At 37.2% G+C, this 16721-nt stretch carries 14 protein-coding genes; 10 read left to right on the top strand and 4 right to left on the bottom strand.

Annotation, left to right across the window (positions count from 1 at the left end; translation table 11 throughout):
* Positions 1 to 4 precede the first annotated feature (4 nt).
* Positions 5 to 1432, top strand: a complete 1428-nt coding sequence (locus tag ACGH6R_RS06630; protein ID WP_065557921.1) for a glycosyltransferase family 2 protein — start codon at positions 5 to 7, stop codon at positions 1430 to 1432.
* Positions 1422 to 2663 (top strand): hypothetical protein, encoded by a 1242-nt coding sequence (locus ACGH6R_RS06625; RefSeq protein ID WP_411599224.1) that lies wholly within the window; start codon positions 1422 to 1424, stop codon positions 2661 to 2663. The genes ACGH6R_RS06630 and ACGH6R_RS06625 overlap by 11 nt, the downstream gene beginning before the upstream one ends.
* 73 nt (positions 2664 to 2736) lie before the next feature.
* Here ACGH6R_RS06625 and prfC read toward each other — a convergent pair whose 3' ends face one another.
* Entirely contained in the window at positions 2737 to 4329 is a 1593-nt protein-coding gene (gene prfC, locus ACGH6R_RS06620) for a peptide chain release factor 3 (RefSeq protein WP_267352205.1), read from the bottom strand.
* Positions 4330 to 4529: 200 nt separating this feature from the next.
* On the opposite strand from prfC, the gene ilvY reads away from it, so the two are divergent.
* Positions 4530 to 5429, top strand: coding sequence for an HTH-type transcriptional activator IlvY (ilvY, locus tag ACGH6R_RS06615; protein WP_267352206.1), 900 nt, complete (start codon positions 4530 to 4532; stop codon positions 5427 to 5429).
* Between the two features lie 122 nt (positions 5430 to 5551).
* Positions 5552 to 7633 (top strand): 3-hydroxybutyrate oligomer hydrolase family protein, encoded by a 2082-nt coding sequence (locus ACGH6R_RS06610; protein ID WP_411599223.1) that lies wholly within the window; start codon positions 5552 to 5554, stop codon positions 7631 to 7633.
* Positions 7634 to 7739: 106 nt separating this feature from the next.
* Here the strand turns inward: ACGH6R_RS06610 and ACGH6R_RS06605 are convergent, their stop codons facing one another.
* The 3 genes from ACGH6R_RS06605 to fsa all read right to left on the bottom strand — a co-directional run bounded on the left by ACGH6R_RS06605 (position 7740) and on the right by fsa (position 9932).
* Complete coding sequence (locus tag ACGH6R_RS06605) at positions 7740 to 8321, bottom strand: ACP phosphodiesterase (RefSeq protein WP_411599222.1); 582 nt, start codon at positions 8319 to 8321, stop codon at positions 7740 to 7742.
* 15 nt (positions 8322 to 8336) lie between these two features.
* Positions 8337 to 9125, bottom strand: coding sequence for a siderophore-interacting protein (locus ACGH6R_RS06600; RefSeq protein WP_411599221.1), 789 nt, complete (start codon positions 9123 to 9125; stop codon positions 8337 to 8339).
* Between the two features lie 144 nt (positions 9126 to 9269).
* Positions 9270 to 9932: a fructose-6-phosphate aldolase gene (fsa, locus tag ACGH6R_RS06595; RefSeq protein WP_294827079.1), complete on the bottom strand. Its 663-nt coding sequence runs from the start codon at positions 9930 to 9932 to the stop codon at positions 9270 to 9272.
* Between the two features lie 279 nt (positions 9933 to 10211).
* Here fsa and ACGH6R_RS06590 point away from each other — a divergent pair, with 279 nt between their 5' ends.
* The 6 genes from ACGH6R_RS06590 to ACGH6R_RS06565 all read left to right on the top strand — a co-directional run bounded on the left by ACGH6R_RS06590 (position 10212) and on the right by ACGH6R_RS06565 (position 16661).
* Complete coding sequence (locus ACGH6R_RS06590) at positions 10212 to 11096, top strand: helix-turn-helix transcriptional regulator (protein ID WP_411599220.1); 885 nt, start codon at positions 10212 to 10214, stop codon at positions 11094 to 11096.
* 73 nt (positions 11097 to 11169) lie between these two features.
* Positions 11170 to 11664: a MarR family winged helix-turn-helix transcriptional regulator gene (locus tag ACGH6R_RS06585; protein WP_411599219.1), complete on the top strand. Its 495-nt coding sequence runs from the start codon at positions 11170 to 11172 to the stop codon at positions 11662 to 11664.
* 17 nt (positions 11665 to 11681) lie between these two features.
* On the top strand, positions 11682 to 12671 hold the full coding sequence (gene hlyD, locus ACGH6R_RS06580) for a secretion protein HlyD (protein WP_411599218.1): 990 nt from the start codon (positions 11682 to 11684) through the stop codon (positions 12669 to 12671).
* A 5-nt stretch (positions 12672 to 12676) separates the two neighbouring features.
* The gene (locus tag ACGH6R_RS06575) at positions 12677 to 14413 is read left to right on the top strand and encodes an ATP-binding cassette domain-containing protein (RefSeq protein ID WP_411599217.1); all 1737 of its coding nucleotides are present in this window, start codon (positions 12677 to 12679) and stop codon (positions 14411 to 14413) included.
* On the top strand, positions 14410 to 15528 hold the full coding sequence (locus ACGH6R_RS06570) for an ABC transporter permease (protein WP_411599216.1): 1119 nt from the start codon (positions 14410 to 14412) through the stop codon (positions 15526 to 15528). Before ACGH6R_RS06575 ends, ACGH6R_RS06570 begins: the two co-directional genes overlap by 4 nt.
* Before the next feature lie 17 nt (positions 15529 to 15545).
* A complete protein-coding gene (locus ACGH6R_RS06565) occupies positions 15546 to 16661 on the top strand; it encodes an ABC transporter permease (RefSeq protein ID WP_411599215.1) in 1116 nt (371 codons plus the stop codon).
* Positions 16662 to 16721: the final 60 nt, after the last annotated feature.

Here is a 16721-nt window from a genome sequence, read left to right as displayed (position 1 = left end):
CTTTATGAACAATGATTTATACTATGCAATCAAGCTTTGCATGGAAGTGCTGGTTATTCTCATAATGATTGTCGGACTTTTACAAGTGCTCATCTATTTTTTGCAACTTATCATTTCTGTTTATGTCCTAATTAAAGCGCGAGATAACGATAAAAAAATTCAGAATATTAAAAAGAATGAAGGTATTTTACCGGCTATCTCTATTATTATGCCTGCCTATAATGAAAGCGTTACCATTATCGATAGTATTGAATCGATGCTCGCAACGGAATACCCTAATGTTGATATTATTGTGATTAACGATGGCTCAACCGACAATACTTTTCAATTAATTTATGACCATTTTCGATTACAAGAAACCGTTCATAATTTAAATAATATGGAACAAAATCACCTGTCTCATGCCAAAATAAGAGGGGTTTATATCTCTCAAAAAGATAGCCGTCTTCGCGTGATAGATAAAGTCAATGGAGGCAAAGCCGATGCACATAATGCGGCAATCAATTTAAGTCAAGCCCCTATCGTTTGTCTCATTGATGCTGATTCAATTTTAGAACCCGATGCACTAACTAAAGCGGTTATTCCTTTTATTTACAGTCCTAAAACTATTGCCGTGGGTGGAACCGTTCGAGTTGCCAACAGTTGTTTGATTAATAAAGGGGTGGTAACAAAAATAAAACTATCACGAAAGTACATTGTTCAATTACAAGCTTTGGAATATATGCGTTCATTTTTAATGGCTAAAGTGGCCTGGAATCATATTAAAATATTACCGATTATATCAGGCGCATTTGGCTTGTTCCGTCGAGATTTAGCCATAAAAATTGGTGGATTTTCGGCTGACTCGGTTGGTGAAGATTTTGACTTTACGGTAAAATTACATAAACTAATCTATGATACCAAAGCCAATTATAAAATAGAATATGTCCCAACTGCGGTATGCTGGACTCAAGTACCCGAAAAATGGAAAGTATTAAAGAATCAACGAATACGTTGGCATATCGGTGCATTGCAAACTTATTTGCATTTTCGGGAGTTTACTTTTAAGTTAAAATATAAAAGATTAAGTTTTATTCTTTTACCCTTTTCGATTTTAACCGATATTTTAGGGCCGATTGCTGAATTATTAGGTTATGTATTATTACCCCTTTTTTGTTATTTTGATGTAGTTGATGGTAATTTAATTTTATCCTATTTTTTACTTGTTATTAGTTACAATATTTTAATCACCTCGACTGCCATTGCCATTGACGGCCTTTTGTTAAGAGGATTAGATAAAATCAGATATTTTGTATCACTACTTTTTATTTCGCTAATTGATAATTTTGGCTATCGACAAATCTGTTTATATTGGAAATTTAAAGGTTTCTTCCGTTTGAAAAAAGGTAAATTATCTTGGGGAAAAATGGAGAGAGTTAAATTTGATAAATAACATTAAACGACTATCAAGCAATGTACTATTTATTCTAATTACTGTCATGCCTGCGGCTTTTGCGGGTAATGTTTCGATGTTGAACAACCTTAAAAACACCGAAACGAGCCAATACAATACGGCATTGCAACATGATTTGTCGAATCCTAATAGCGATTCGGTTTTAAGCGCCGTGGTAAATACGACGCAAATTATTGAGCAGATAGCAATGAGTGATCCGGTTCCAATTATGATTGATCAAAATCAACCCTTATCACTTGATCCATCCGCTCAACCAGATAGTTCAAATGTTCCAAAACTGGACATTGAACAATCAACACATTCAAATACACTGGTTAATAACTTAACTTATACGGAAAAAAACCGCAATCTTGCTATGTGGAATTGGAAAGCAACCACATGGAATAATTCACCTAACCAATTTATCACAAAGATAAAATCAAAAGGGATCAATCAGATTTATTTACAATTATTTATTGAAAACCAGCAAATTGAATATGAAGAACAGCTAATAAATCTTTTAGACATTGCATTTCAAAATGGTATTGAGATCATTGCTGTTGAAGGAGCAGCAGAAATGATACTTGAAAGTGGTTTACAAAATGCGATTGAACGTAATCAGATAATTAAGCAATTCTGTCAGCGACGTATAAATAAACCTTGTCTTGCTGGAATTCAATATGATATAGAACCCTATTTATTAAGTGATTATGACCAAAATAAAGATCTGATTTGGCAACAATGGGCGCAAGCGATAAAAAAATTGAGTGAAAGTTGGGGAGGAAAAATTGAGATTGTAGTCCCATTTTGGTTAAAAGATATTAATCAAAGCAAGCAAATTATCCAGTATATTGAACCTTATTCCTTAAAATATATTATTATGGTTTATCGTACTGATTATGAACTGATTTATGATATCAGTGCTAAATGGTTATCATGGGGAGATGAAAATCTTCATAAAATCGTCATTGCCCTTGAAAATGGTATACTCAGTGAAGAATTCGAAAAATATTACTCCTATGACCAAACGAATAGTGAAATCGAAGAAGGGTCAAATGATGAGAATTCTGATGTTAATTCAACTGATCATATAGTGGACTTCACAGAAATTAGCTTTGAAGGTAAAGAAGATGAACTATTTGGCATGATTAATGCCTTGACTGAAGTATTTTCAAACTGGAGTTCTTTCGATGGTTTTGCTATTAATGGGCTTGATGTTGAAGAAGATTAAATAAGAGCTAGTCACCTAGCTCTTCTTAATTGGCATTATCGGTTATACCAAAAACGGATAAATGAAGTTTACATTAATGCTCACGTGTTTTTCTAAATTCAACATCCGGATAACGTTCCTGTGTTAAATTCAAATTCACCATACTTGGTGCAATGTAAGAAAGATTATCGCCACCATCCAGCGCTAAATTTTGTTCACATTTACGTTTAAATTCTTCCAATTTTTTCACATCACTACATTCTACCCAACGGGCGGTTGTGACGTTCACCGGTTCATAAATGGCTTCTACATTGTATTCCGATTTTAAGCGCGCAACCACAACATCAAATTGCAGAACACCGACCGCTCCGACAATCAAATCATTGTTGGATAAGGGTCTAAATACCTGTACAGCCCCCTCTTCTGACAACTGCACCAATCCTTTTAATAGCTGTTTTTGTTTAAGCGGATCTTTTAATCGTATCCGTCGGAACAATTCAGGCGCAAAATTAGGGATACCAACAAATTTGAAATCTTCCCCCTGCGTAAACGTATCACCGATTTGAATCGTACCATGATTGTGCAATCCAATAATATCGCCTGCATAAGCTTCTTCGACATGTTCACGATCACCTGCCATAAATGTCAAGGCATCAGAAATATTCACATCTTTGGCAATCCTCACATGGCGTAACTTCATGCCCTTTTCATACTTCCCTGACACGATACGCATAAAAGCAACTCGGTCACGATGTTTTGGATCCATATTAGCTTGAATTTTAAAGACAAAGCCACTAAATTTTTCTTCTGATGATTTGACTTCACGTTTGTCAGTCTGACGAGGTTGTGGCGTTGGCGCCCAAGCAGTTAAGCCATCAAGCATATGATCGACACCAAAATTACCTAACGCTGTACCAAAAAAGACAGGGGTTAAATCACCAGATAAAAAAGCATCCAAATCAAACTCATTTGATGCACCTTGAACCAGTTCCAGCTCTTCCCGCAATTGCAGAGCTAAATCCTCGCCCACCGCTGTATCTAATTCCGGATTATTTAACCCTTTAATAATACGTACATCCTGAATAGTGTGGCCTTTACCTGATTGATAAAGATAGGTTTCATCTTTTTTCAGATGATACACGCCTTTAAATAACTTACCACAACCAATCGGCCAAGTGATCGGTGCACATAGGATATTAAGCTCGTTTTCAACTTCGTCAAGCAGCTCCATTGGATCACGAATATCACGGTCTAACTTATTCATAAAGGTTAAAATTGGGGTATTACGTAACCGTGTCACTTCCATTAATTTACGAGTACGATCTTCCACCCCTTTAGCCGCATCAATGACCATTAAACAGCTATCCACTGCTGTCAATGTGCGATAGGTATCTTCCGAAAAGTCTTCATGCCCGGGGGTATCAAGTAAATTGACTAAACAATCGTTATATGGAAATTGCATCACAGAAGTTGTGATAGAAATACCACGTTGTTTTTCCATTTCCATCCAGTCAGATTTTGCATGTTGAGCATTGGCTCCCCGCCCTTTTACCGTTCCGGCAGTTTGAATTGCGTGACCGAATAACAAAACCTTTTCGGTAATCGTGGTTTTACCGGCATCGGGGTGCGAAATGATAGCAAAAGTGCGACGAGCATTAACTTCGTCTAAATAAGCTTGTTCTGTCATAAAATTAACGTTCATTAACCTGTACAAAAATAATCGAGCATTTTAACAGGTATCGCTATGCATTGCCATGAATGTATTACCTGTGATTTCCCTTATTTAATTATCTCTGCATAATATCTTCACTAGCCTAGCCAATTTGTACATTTACAGTATAAAATAGCGCTGAACTACGCAAAAGTTTTATCAAAACGGAACTTTCTATGAATATTCGTGATTTGAAATTATTTTTACATTTATGTGAGACGTGTCATTTTGGCATGACAGCTAATGCTATGCATGTTAGCCCATCGACTTTATCACGGCAAATCCAACGCATGGAAGACTATTTTGGTCATCCGCTTTTTATACGTGATAATCGGCAAGTTCAAATCACCCAAGTTGGCGAAAAGGTCAAACGTTTTGCACTCCAAGTTATTAGTCAACATCAGCAATTAAAACAAGAGTTAGAATTATCCAATCAACAGCTCATTGGTGAATTAAGACTTTTTTGTTCAGTGACAGCCGCTTACAGCCATTTACCCGACATTTTAGACCAGTTTCGTATACATTACCCACTGATTGAAATCAAATTATCAACTGGCGATGCGGCAGATGCCGTTGAAAAAGTCCAGTCTAACGAGGCGGATCTCGCTATCGCAGGCAAACCGAAACAATTGCCTGCTGGTGTTGAATTTTTAAAATTTGGTGAAATTGAAATGGTTTTGTTAATACCCAAACTTAATAGCACCTTTAGTGATAAACTTCATCAAAAAAAGCCCGATTGGCATAATATCCCTTTCATTTTACCTGAGCATGGCCCAAGCCGACAACGTATTGATCTTTGGTTTAAGCAACAGAAAATTACCAGCCCTAAAATTTATGCCACCGTTGCCGGACATGAAGCCATTGTCTCAATGGTGGCATTAGGTTGTGGTGTTGCCCTATTACCGAAAGTTGTGATGGAAAACAGTCCCGAAAGAATAAGAGAGCGTATTACTGAATGGTCAACCAACTTAATGCAACCTTTTGACATAGGAATGTGTGTCCAAAAAAGGCGATTATCCGAAAAAATTATCGCGGCATTTTGGAACCTATCCAATCTAAATCATACCAAAAATTAGAAAATAATTTATAATGAATTTGTCATTCAAAAACTAACATTAACAGGATTGTTAATGTTTTTGATCGCCATGAATGATACGCAACTATTTAACAGTCTGACTATCAAAAAGGAATATTTGAAATGCAATTGCACAACTTTCACGTTAAAACATTATTATCATTATTAATTTTTAGCTCCACACTTATTCCAATTTCCTTGCACGCTCAACAAGATATTCAGACCGATTCTTCTCAAAATTACTCAATCTCAGCTCCCGACTGGCTACTTACCGAAGAAGCCGTTTATTACGATGGTGACAGTGATGACCTCGTTACGGCAGGTTTAGGATTTACTACCTTATCCACGTCAATTTATACCCCACATTTCAGTGATCCGACTCAGCCAACCATTCAAGAGCTACGGCAAGCAAAACTCAATCGTTTTATCAATATCAATAATGGTGAAGGCTCCTTATTTGGATTTAGACGCCAGGAATTAAGTCCCCTTTTTGATGGCAAAATTCCGGGATTTGAAATTTTAGCTACACTAAAATTAGAACAAGAAAAGGTGGGCATGTTACTGCAAATCCCGCTTGATTTTGATAAAAATAAACCATGTATTGTTGCAGTGCCTGCGACGGATTCAGACGGGTTATATAATGCAAAAGATGTGCAAATTCGTGGTTTATGGGGACTTCGGCACAATTGTGCGGTTGTTTATAATGATAAAGGTTTAGGCAATGGTATTTATGATATTGAGCATAAGCGTGGTTATGCCATAAATGGGCAAACTCAATCTACTAATTTATTGTTCGAACCCACTATTTTCAATAGAGATAGATTTATTAAAAAATATCCAAATCGCTATGCAATAAAACAACTCCATTCACGATTAAATTCTGAAGAAAGATGGGGCGAATTTGTATTAAAATCCATTGAATTTGCTTTTTATGCCCTTAATACACAATTCCCTTCTGATTCTAAGTTTCATTTTAATAAGGATAACACAATAGTTTTAGTTTATGGTGAAAGTGATGGTGGCGGTGCAGCATTAAAAGCAGGTGAACTTGATACTGACAATGTCATTAAAGGTATCGTTGCGGTTAATCCACAAATTCAACCCAATGTTGAAAATAGCACCGTTTCCATTCAATATAATAAAAGTGCTCCTCAAAAAATCGATTATAAATCAATTGCTGATTACAGTAGTTATGCGTCCCTGTATATTCCTTGTGCTATACCTGCAATTGTAGCTAAGCACAAAACGATCACTATTCCGTTTGCCGACAAATACCTTTATTCGCAAAACCGATGTGATGCGCTAAAAAAAGAAAACTTATTAACAAAAGGTACCCCTGAAGAAGCACTTGAAAAATTACATAGCTATGGTTGGACGCCATCAATGGATATCCAACTCCCTTATTTTTATTATAAAGAAACAATTGGATTGCCTTATCAATATATCAGTGCCTATGGTCATTTTGATGTCACCGATAGAATGTGTGGTTACTCGGTCGCAAGTACGCAACAAAATCCGATAAATTATCAAGGTAAAGTTGCTAGTTTACACGAAGTGACATTTCAACAGCTATGGTCTTTTGCAACGGGTCATTTACCGATATGGTTAACGGATGATTCAACGGCTTTAGCACTGGTTAATAATGAAGATGCCTATTCACCAAGAAGCGATTTCTTTTCGGGTTCAGATAACAAAAAAGCCATTGACTATAATGCTAAGGGCGCCATATGTTTATATAAAAAATTAACGCATCCTCGTGTTAAATTTGGCATTAATCAAGTGAGTGCATCAGCAAATTTACATGGCACAAAAACCCTTATCGTTCATGCTCGTCATAACGTTAAACAGCTACCTGATTATACTGCACGTGCTTATGTCGCATTAAATAGCCAAGTAGAAGGTAACGCCTCGCAACTGCGCTATTATGAGATTGAAAACACCAGCTACTTGGATGGTACTTATCCATTTGATAATACGCTCTTACCAATTGATTATTATGGGGAAGATGCCATGGAATGGTTATGGTTTCATTTAACGAATCATGCCTCTTTACCTGAAAGCCAAGTTGTTCGTGCAAAAGCCAGAGGTGGTAAAATAGGTTTTGCTCCACAATTGACCGAAAATACGCTTGTCCCTATTTCGCAAACACCAAACCAAAAGGATTTAATCACGACTGAAAACGGGAAAATTATATTACCCAATTAGTATCTACGGTAATTAGCAATCCGCTTAGGACACATCCAAGTTATTAATTCACATTTGTTAAGTCTAATTTTACATTAATAACAGGTAGTCCTAGCGGTGATGATAACTAAATAGGATCAGCTATTATTAAACGACACATTTTAGGATACAAAATAAAAAACAGCGCTTCGAATTCTTTGTAGTGCTGCTTAATATCATAAATAGTCTCTTTTAATAACCATAGCTTTGGTCGTCGAGTGGCCATACCATTAAGCACTTTTCCAACAAATTCAAGATTTGCGTAATTTTCTAACCATTTGCCTTGCCACATTGACTGCATAAAATGCTGATAATGTTCAGGATAGAGATGAATAAAGGGCTGAATTTGTTGTCTGGTGTATTGGTCAAATTCAGACACTGATTTCCCCATGCCATAATCAGTCCAATGTTTAGATAAAAAATGATCCCATACAATATCAAGTGCAATCGGTGCGACACGTTGATGCGGTTTGATAAAGTGTGTTTTGGCTTGTTTCACTTCTGTTAAACCATCGACCATGCTATCAATTTTACGATGTAACATGATACCGTCGGCTATCGTTTGCGGATAAACAAGATTAGGATCCCCTTTAACAAAATCAGCCACACTATTGCCAATTAAGGAGCTATTAGCTAAAGTGGCAAGATGTAAATGAGCCAGAATGTTCATCTTAATTACACGTTACTATTCACGATGTTTAAACTCCCCTTCAGCAAAACCTTGTCGCCAATAACTAATAATATGAAATACATCGGGGGGTAAATGAGGATAATTATCTTTAAGCGTATGTCGAATTTGCTGGGCTAAATCCCGTTCCATTCCACCCCAAATAAGTAAATTATCACTATGGACAATATTCGCTTTTTTTATTGTTTCAACAAGTTGATTTGGCTGATTAACATCTTGTATCAGCCAGTTAACATGAGCATTCGCACTATTCGGTAAAGCCATAATATCTGTTGGGTGATTGACTTCGATAAACGCTTGAACATTAACATTGTTAGGTAGGTGTTCAAGCGTATAACAAATGGCAGGTACAGCTGTTATATCACCAATCAACACCAAACTTTGCTGATTAAACATAAGTTTTGCCGCTGTGCCGACTAAACCTATCTGATCATTGACTTTAGCCTGCTGAGCCCAAACCGAAGCTAATCCCTCTTGATGAATGGCAAAATCAATCGTTAATTGCTGTGTCGTTTCATCATAATGACGAATACTGTAACTGCGAGCCAATTGACGAATCTTGTCATTTATTAGAATTTTATTATTGTCGTCTAATTGTGGAAAAATTATCGTTCCCGTTGAAGGATCAGCAAACAATAATTTTAAATGAGGACAAATCCATAAAGGATTAACCGTCAGCTGTTTATCACAACTAAAGTTAATTCGAATAAAACTATGCGATAACCTTTCAATTCTCAATACCGTTAAAAGTGCATTAACAATAGATGTTTGTTTTTTTCCTGTCATATGGCTAACCTAATATTTCATTTTTAACTATCATACAGCAAAACTTAAATTTTTAGGCTATCTTTTCAATTATTGCTCAGAAACACAGACAAACACACTCCACCCAATTAGGCGGAATGTGATAACAGATGATGACAGTTTAAATTAATAAGTCAGTGAACCAAACGCATTACGCCAATCTTGTTCAAATTTTACTATCGCTGCATCTACAGCTGGATCGGAGATAAATAGTTCAGCTACATCCACCGGTAAGGTAATAGATTCACATCCGGCTAACAGACAATCTAATGCTTGCCTAGGTGTGCGAAAACTTGCCGCCAATACCATGGTTTGAGGACAATGTAACGCTAACAGTTTTTGTAACTCTTGCACGGTATCTTTACTGTTGCCACCTTGGGCATCAATTCGATTGACATAAGGCGCAATATATTTAGCCCCGGCTAGCGCACCTAATAATCCCTGCCCTGCGCCATAAACAGCAGTGCCTAAAGTAGGGATTCCTTGTTGTGTTAAAGCTCTAATCGCTTTCAGTCCTTCTGCATTAACAGGAATCTTAGTGACAATATTGGGTACAACTCTTCTTAGTTGTTCTGCCTCTTTTATCATGGATGATGCATCGCTTGAAAGTACCTGTGCAAACAGTAATTTATCGGCGCCTAATAAATCATGCAGTGTCGATAATAAGGTAAAGAGTGATTGACCGGATTTTGCCACAATGCTTGGATTGGTTGTGACGCCTTTAATCGGTAAAATGGGGGCTAGACGTTTAATGGCTTCAATATCGGCGGTATCTAAATATAACTCCATGGTTAACTCCTGCTGAATGTTCAAATCATTAATCACTGTATTGGTACCATACTAAGTAATCTGTAACCGATAGCCTAGATGACAATCCTGCGATTTACTGGATATTTGTACGCTTGATAAGAAAATGTGAGTGAGATCACACTAAAAACATTTTAAGAATAACATATTGATAAAATTAACGATTTACTTGATACTTTAAAATACTATTTGGCAGTATATAATCATGATTACGATACATAACTAGATTTATCTACGATATTATTTTATGAAGATAGCGATATGGCGATAACGATCAATGAAGTGTTAGCAAAATGCCTTAATCATCAACAAACGAATCAGATATATTTTGCTAATTATGCTCAATCAGCACCATTACTTGCTGATCAAGTCAGTTTACCCAGAATAGAAATCATGATAGAGGGAAAACAATCCATACAATGGGCAGACTATCAGGGAAACATTATTGAAAAAACGTTATTTCCTGGCGATCTTTTATATATCACAGCACAAAGTTGGAGCAAGCCCGTTTATACAACCCCCTTCACCACATTAAGCATCCTGTATGATAAACAACAAATTAGCATGACTATCAACCAGTGGGACGGTCAAGCACTGACATCTTATGATCAAATTAATGTACCTAGGCGAGGAGCACGTATTGGGGCGTTTATCATTCAAGCGCTAGCTGAACTAACTTGGCAGCATCAGCCTTGCGAGCGTGCTCCTACCGCTTATCATCTTATTCAAAGCTTATTAAGTCATACCTTCGACTTACTGAATGTTGATGTCGAAACTTCAACCAAAACAGCTAGCTTATTTGAGGCAATTCGGAAATATATTGATAGCCATTTTCGTGACGATATTACCCGAGATTTTCTCGCTAAAATGTTCTATATTTCACCCAATTATCTATCTCACCTATTCCAGCGAGAAGGTAAAATAGGATTGAATGAATATCTTACCCATGTACGTCTGGAATATGCAAAAACTCGCCTTAGAGACTATGATTTAAATATCAAAGATATTGCCTTAGCATCAGGTTTCAAAGATAGTCACTATTTTTGTCGAATCTTCAGAAAAAAAACTGAACGTACCCCGACCGAATACCGTCGCCAATATCATAGTAAATTATTACCGATGACGGATAACAACAAAACTAGTTAACTAAATTAATGGTTGTGAAAAGTAATTTCATTTGATATAGTTTCAAATGAAACTATCTAAATAAGGTGATGTGATGGCAATCCCGATAGCAACCGTTGAAAAACTGATTGAAAAATTTAAAGCTCGTGGACTCTCTTCAAACTATGACGAGATTTTTTTAAGTCGCTTATTGCAATTTAGTACCGAAGCACTATTAGAAAATTTGAATCAAACCTACCGACATTATGAATTAGATGATAAATTATTTGCGGTTTTATTAGTGATTAACGCCTTTCACCCTGAAGGGGTAAAACCATCGAAAATCAGTGAATTAACCAATTTTACTCGCGTACAAGTTACCCGTTTTGTTGATACACTGTTGGGAAATGACTTAGTCGCCCGCCAAGCTGATCCGCATGACCGCCGCTCACATTGCTTAATTTTAACCAAAAAAGGCATCAATTTTTTTCAATATGAAATACCGCCCATGGAAAAAAAAGTGGTTCAAGCTTGGCAAGTTATTACCCAAGAAGAACGTCAACAGTTACGAACAATCTTATCTAAACTTTTAAAACATCTTGCCGAGTAAACTAAATGAGAATATCCATGAAACAAAAAGGGCTTATCGCCCTATTAATATTAATTATTATTGCAGTAATTTGGGCGATTTGGTTCATGTATAAAAGTCCTTCATCGCTGATTTTATATGGTAATGTGGATATCAGAACGGTAAACAGTAGCTTTCGTGTATCAGGACGCTTAATACAATTAAATCACGAAGAAGGAGATTCGATTAAACAAGGCGATCTATTGGCTAAACTGGATGCAAAACCTTATCAAATCGCTTTAAATAGAGCGAAAGCAAATTTAATGGTAAAGCAGGCGCAACTTGATTTAATGATAACCGGATATCGTAAAGAAGAAGTTGCCCAAGCAGCAGCACAAGTTTTACAGTATCAAGCAAGTTATGATTATGCTGAAAATAACTACCAACGCATGGTCAAATTGATGAAATCATCATCCATTTCTAAAGATCAACTTGAAAACAGTTTAACCTTACGTAATCAAGCTAACGCTAATTTACAAACAGCAAAGCAAAAACTTGATCAACTTAATAATGGTTACCGAAAAGAAGAAATTGAAGCTGCACAAGCCACCGTGCAAGCGGCTAAAGCCGAGTTAAACCAAGCGGAACTTAACTTATTGGATACCGAACTTTATGCACCAACCGACGGCACCATTTTAACTCGAGCAGTAGAATCAGGCACAATGTTAACCGCAGGAACCCCGATTTATGCTATATCTATAGATAGACCTGTCTGGATACGTGCTTATATTGACGAGATCAATTTACATCAAGCCATTCCGGGTAGAACTGTCTATATTTATACCGATTCACAGCCAGATAAACCCTATATTGGACAGATTGGTTTTGTATCGCCTACGGCCGAATTTACACCTAAAACCGTCGAAACCCCTGTATTACGTACAGATTTAGTTTACCGCTTACGTATTCAAATACGTCAAACTGGTGACGGTCAAGCGAATGATATGTTGCGCCAAGGCATGCCGGTAACGATTAAATTTGCAGAATAATCGCTATGACTAAACAAAATCGCCAGCAAATTAAACTCACTCATGTGACCAAAGTGTTTAAGCAAAAAAATCAGCAAGTCACTGTCGCACTAAAACCTTTATCGACAACAATTTTTGCACAGGGTGTGACAGGATTGGTTGGCCCTGACGGTGCAGGGAAAACAACACTATTGCGTATGCTGGCAGGCTTGCTTTCGCCAAGTGCAGGTCAAATTAATGTTGCGCAATATAATCCGACTGAAGATCGGGATCAATTGCGCGCAATTTTAGGCTATATGCCTCAAAAGTTTGGTCTTTACGAGGATTTGACGGTTATTGAAAACCTTAATTTATTTGCTGATCTGCGACATATCAAACAAGAAGAACGTCAACAAATTTTTGCCAAACTCCTAAAATTCACCGATTTAACTAAATTTACCCAACGTTTGGCGGGCAAGTTATCGGGGGGAATGAAGCAAAAATTGGGGTTAGCATGTACTTTGCTTGGCGATCCACAAATATTATTACTTGATGAGCCTGGTGTTGGCGTGGATCCTATTTCACGCCAAGAACTTTGGCACATGGTTCATCAACTAGCCAAAGAAGGGATGTTAATTATCTGGAGCACCTCTTATCTTGATGAAGCCGAGCAATGTGAAACAATTTTACTGATGAATCAAGGTGAATTACTCTTTCAAGGTCAACCCTCATGTTTAACTGAACGTGTCAAAGATCGGGTTTACCTGCTCGCTTCGCCAATTTCACATCGTCGGTTATTACAAACGGCCTTAAAACTCCCTGAAGTCAGTGACGGTGTGATCGAAGGTGATCGTATTCGCTTAATACTCAAGCCGAATCACGCCATTGAACAAGTCATAGCAAAACTTGGGACAACTAACATCACTTATCAACCTACCTTAGGACGGTTTGAAGATGCGTTTATTGACCGATTAGGCGGAATAACTCAAAAAGAATCAATATTAACTAAAATTATGCCGCAGGTTGCCAGTCTGCCAAACGATATTGTCATAGAAGCAAAAGATCTTACCCGAACTTTTGGTAATTTTATTGCAACGGATCATGTTAATTTTGCCATAAAGCGTGGTGAAATATTTGGTTTATTAGGGCCCAATGGCGCAGGTAAATCGACAACATTTAAAATGATGTGTGGTTTATTACCGATTAGTGATGGGCAAGCGTTAGTATTGGGATTTGATCTCAAAAAAAGTGCAACTAAAGTACGTGAACGCATTGGCTATATGGCACAACGTTTTTCTTTATATGACAGATTAACTGTACGCCAAAATTTAAGCTTCTTTTCAGGCATCTACGGCTTAATGGGCAGTGAACAAACACTGCGCATGAATGAAATGATAACCGCATTTAATTTTGAGCCGATTTTAGACAAAACACCAGAATCACTCCCCTTAGGATTCAAACAACGATTAGCTTTAGCCTGTGCGTTGATGCATAAACCCGATATTGTATTTCTTGATGAACCGACATCTGGCGTCGATCCTATCACTCGTCGTGAGTTCTGGATCCATATCAACAGTTTAGTCGAAAAAGGGGTTACGGTCATGGTCACCACCCACTTTATGGACGAAGCCGAATATTGTGATCGTATTGCATTAATTAATGGTGGCAAGTTAATTGCTTTAGGCTCCCCCAACCAACTTAAGCAATCGGTCGCATGCAACGCCACCATGGAGCAAGCCTTTATTAAATTGGTGAACGACGCTAACTCAGGGGCAACAACATGATATTTTCACTCTCTCGAACATTAACATTGTGTAAAAAAGAGATGAAACAGATTATCCATGACCCGAGCAGTTGGATCATGTCAATTATTATTCCATTAATATTACTCTTCTTATTTGGCTATGGTATCAGTTTAGATTCCAATAAAATCCGTGTTGGGGTATTAGTTGAACAAAAAAGTCAACCTGCCCATGATTTTGTCCAAGTGTTAAATGGTTCCCCCTATATTGAACCCATATATCTGGATAATCGTTCAGCATTATCGGCAAAATTAAATGCTGGCGAAATTCGAGATATGCTTATCATTCCAGTTAATTTTGCTCAACAAGTGCAAAATAGGCAGGCAGCCATTCAGTTAATTACCGACGGAAGTGAACCGAATACCGCTAATTTTGTACAAGGCTATTTAACCGGTGTGTGGCAAATCTGGTTACAGCAGCGCAGTCAACAGCAATTAATGAATAGTCAACCAATGATTGACATGACTTCGCACGTTTGGTTTAACTCCGCAGCAATCAGCAAAAATTTTATTTTGCCCGGTGCAATAACCATTATTATGACGATAATTGGCTCGATATTGACGTCGTTAGTCGTTGCTCGAGAATGGGAACGTGGCACAATGGAAGCATTGCTCTCTACCCCGATGACCAAGTTGGAGTTCTTATTATCTAAATTGATTCCTTATTACTTAATCGGTTTAATAGCCTTAATTATCTGTTTTATTGTCACTGTAGGCATTATGCATGTCCCTTTTCGTGGTTCATTCACGCTATTATTACTACTCAGCAGTCTATTTTTATTGGTGATTTTGCAACTTGGCTTATTAATATCCACCCTTACGCGGAATCAATTTAATGCCGCAATGATAGCGTTAAACGCGGCCTATTTACCTGCGGTCATGCTGTCAGGTTTTGTATTTGAAATCAATAGCATGCCCGCTATCATTCAACTGGTTACCTATATCATTCCTGCACGTTACTACGTCAATATTTTACAAACCCTCTTTTTAGCGGGCGATATTTTTTCAGTCATGCTAATTAATGCAGGCTTTTTACTGATGTGTTTATTGCTGTTATTTGTGGTGATTTTCAAAAAAACCCGGATGCAATTAGATTAAGGTAAAGGAGTAATACTATGTTAAAATTTTTCAACACTATCGCCTTTTACCGCACATTAACTCTAATCAAAAAGGAGTTAGCCCTACTTTGGCAAGACAAACAGACACGCATTATCTTAATCGTGCCAGTATTGCTACAAATTTTTATTTTCCCCTTTGCTGCAACCTTAAATGTCAATAATGCGACCATTGCCGTTTATCGCCCCACGATTGATGAACCGACGACGGAGTTAATCGATCGGCTAGCCCATGCCAGCAGTTTTTCAAACGTATTGATATTAGATTCACAGCAAGCCATTACTGACACGATTAATCATCAAAAAGCCTTGGTGGTTGTACAATTTCCTGCTGATTTTTCTCGCAAGTTACTGAATGGACAATCGCCACAAATCCAAATAATTTTAGACGGTCGTAAATCAAATAGTGCCCAAATTGCCGCTAACTATATTCAACAAATTATTATGCAATATCAGCAACAAAATATGAATCAAGATAAGGGAGGATTAATCGTTCGTCACCGTTATAACAGTAATTTAGACTATAAACATTTTATCTTACCTTCGCTGGTTGCACTTATTACCACCATTGGCGTTATGATCGTAACCTCGTTATCAGTAGCGAGAGAACGTGAACAAGGCACGCTTGACCAACTACGTATTTCACCTTTAATGACATGGCAAATTTTTGTTGGTAAAGCGATACCGGCAATCATTGTGGCAACATTACAAGGAACAATAGTACTTATTGCCAGTATTTTTATATATCAAATCCCGTTTCAAGGATCGTTTATTTGGTACTATGTCTGTATGATGAGTTACGGACTCTCTTTAGTGGGATTTGGATTATTTATATCAGCACTTTGCTCAACTCAACAACAAGCCTTTATCGGTATTATTACCTTTATGGTGCCGGCTATTTTACTATCTGGTTTTATTGCGCCAATCGAAAACATGCCACTCTGCTTACAGTATTTAACTGAAATCAATCCAGTGCGTCACTTTATCGAATTGACTAAACAGATTTATTTAAAAAACGTCGATTTTTCAATCATCTGGCAAAGTCTATGGAAGCTCTATGCAATCACCATACTATTAGGCGGTATGGCTTATTATTTATTTAAAAAGTATATGTGAATTTAAAGAGAGCCTCACTCAACCTTATAGGTTTAAATCAAATTCTGTTAAATTTTTTGG

Origin of the sequence: Gilliamella sp. CG13, from assembly GCF_046635805.1 — a bacterium.
Taxonomy (GTDB): domain Bacteria; phylum Pseudomonadota; class Gammaproteobacteria; order Enterobacterales; family Orbaceae; genus Gilliamella; species Gilliamella apicola_I.
The sequence above is the reverse complement of the archived record's forward strand: the minus strand, read 5'-3'. Positions and strand labels throughout refer to the sequence as shown.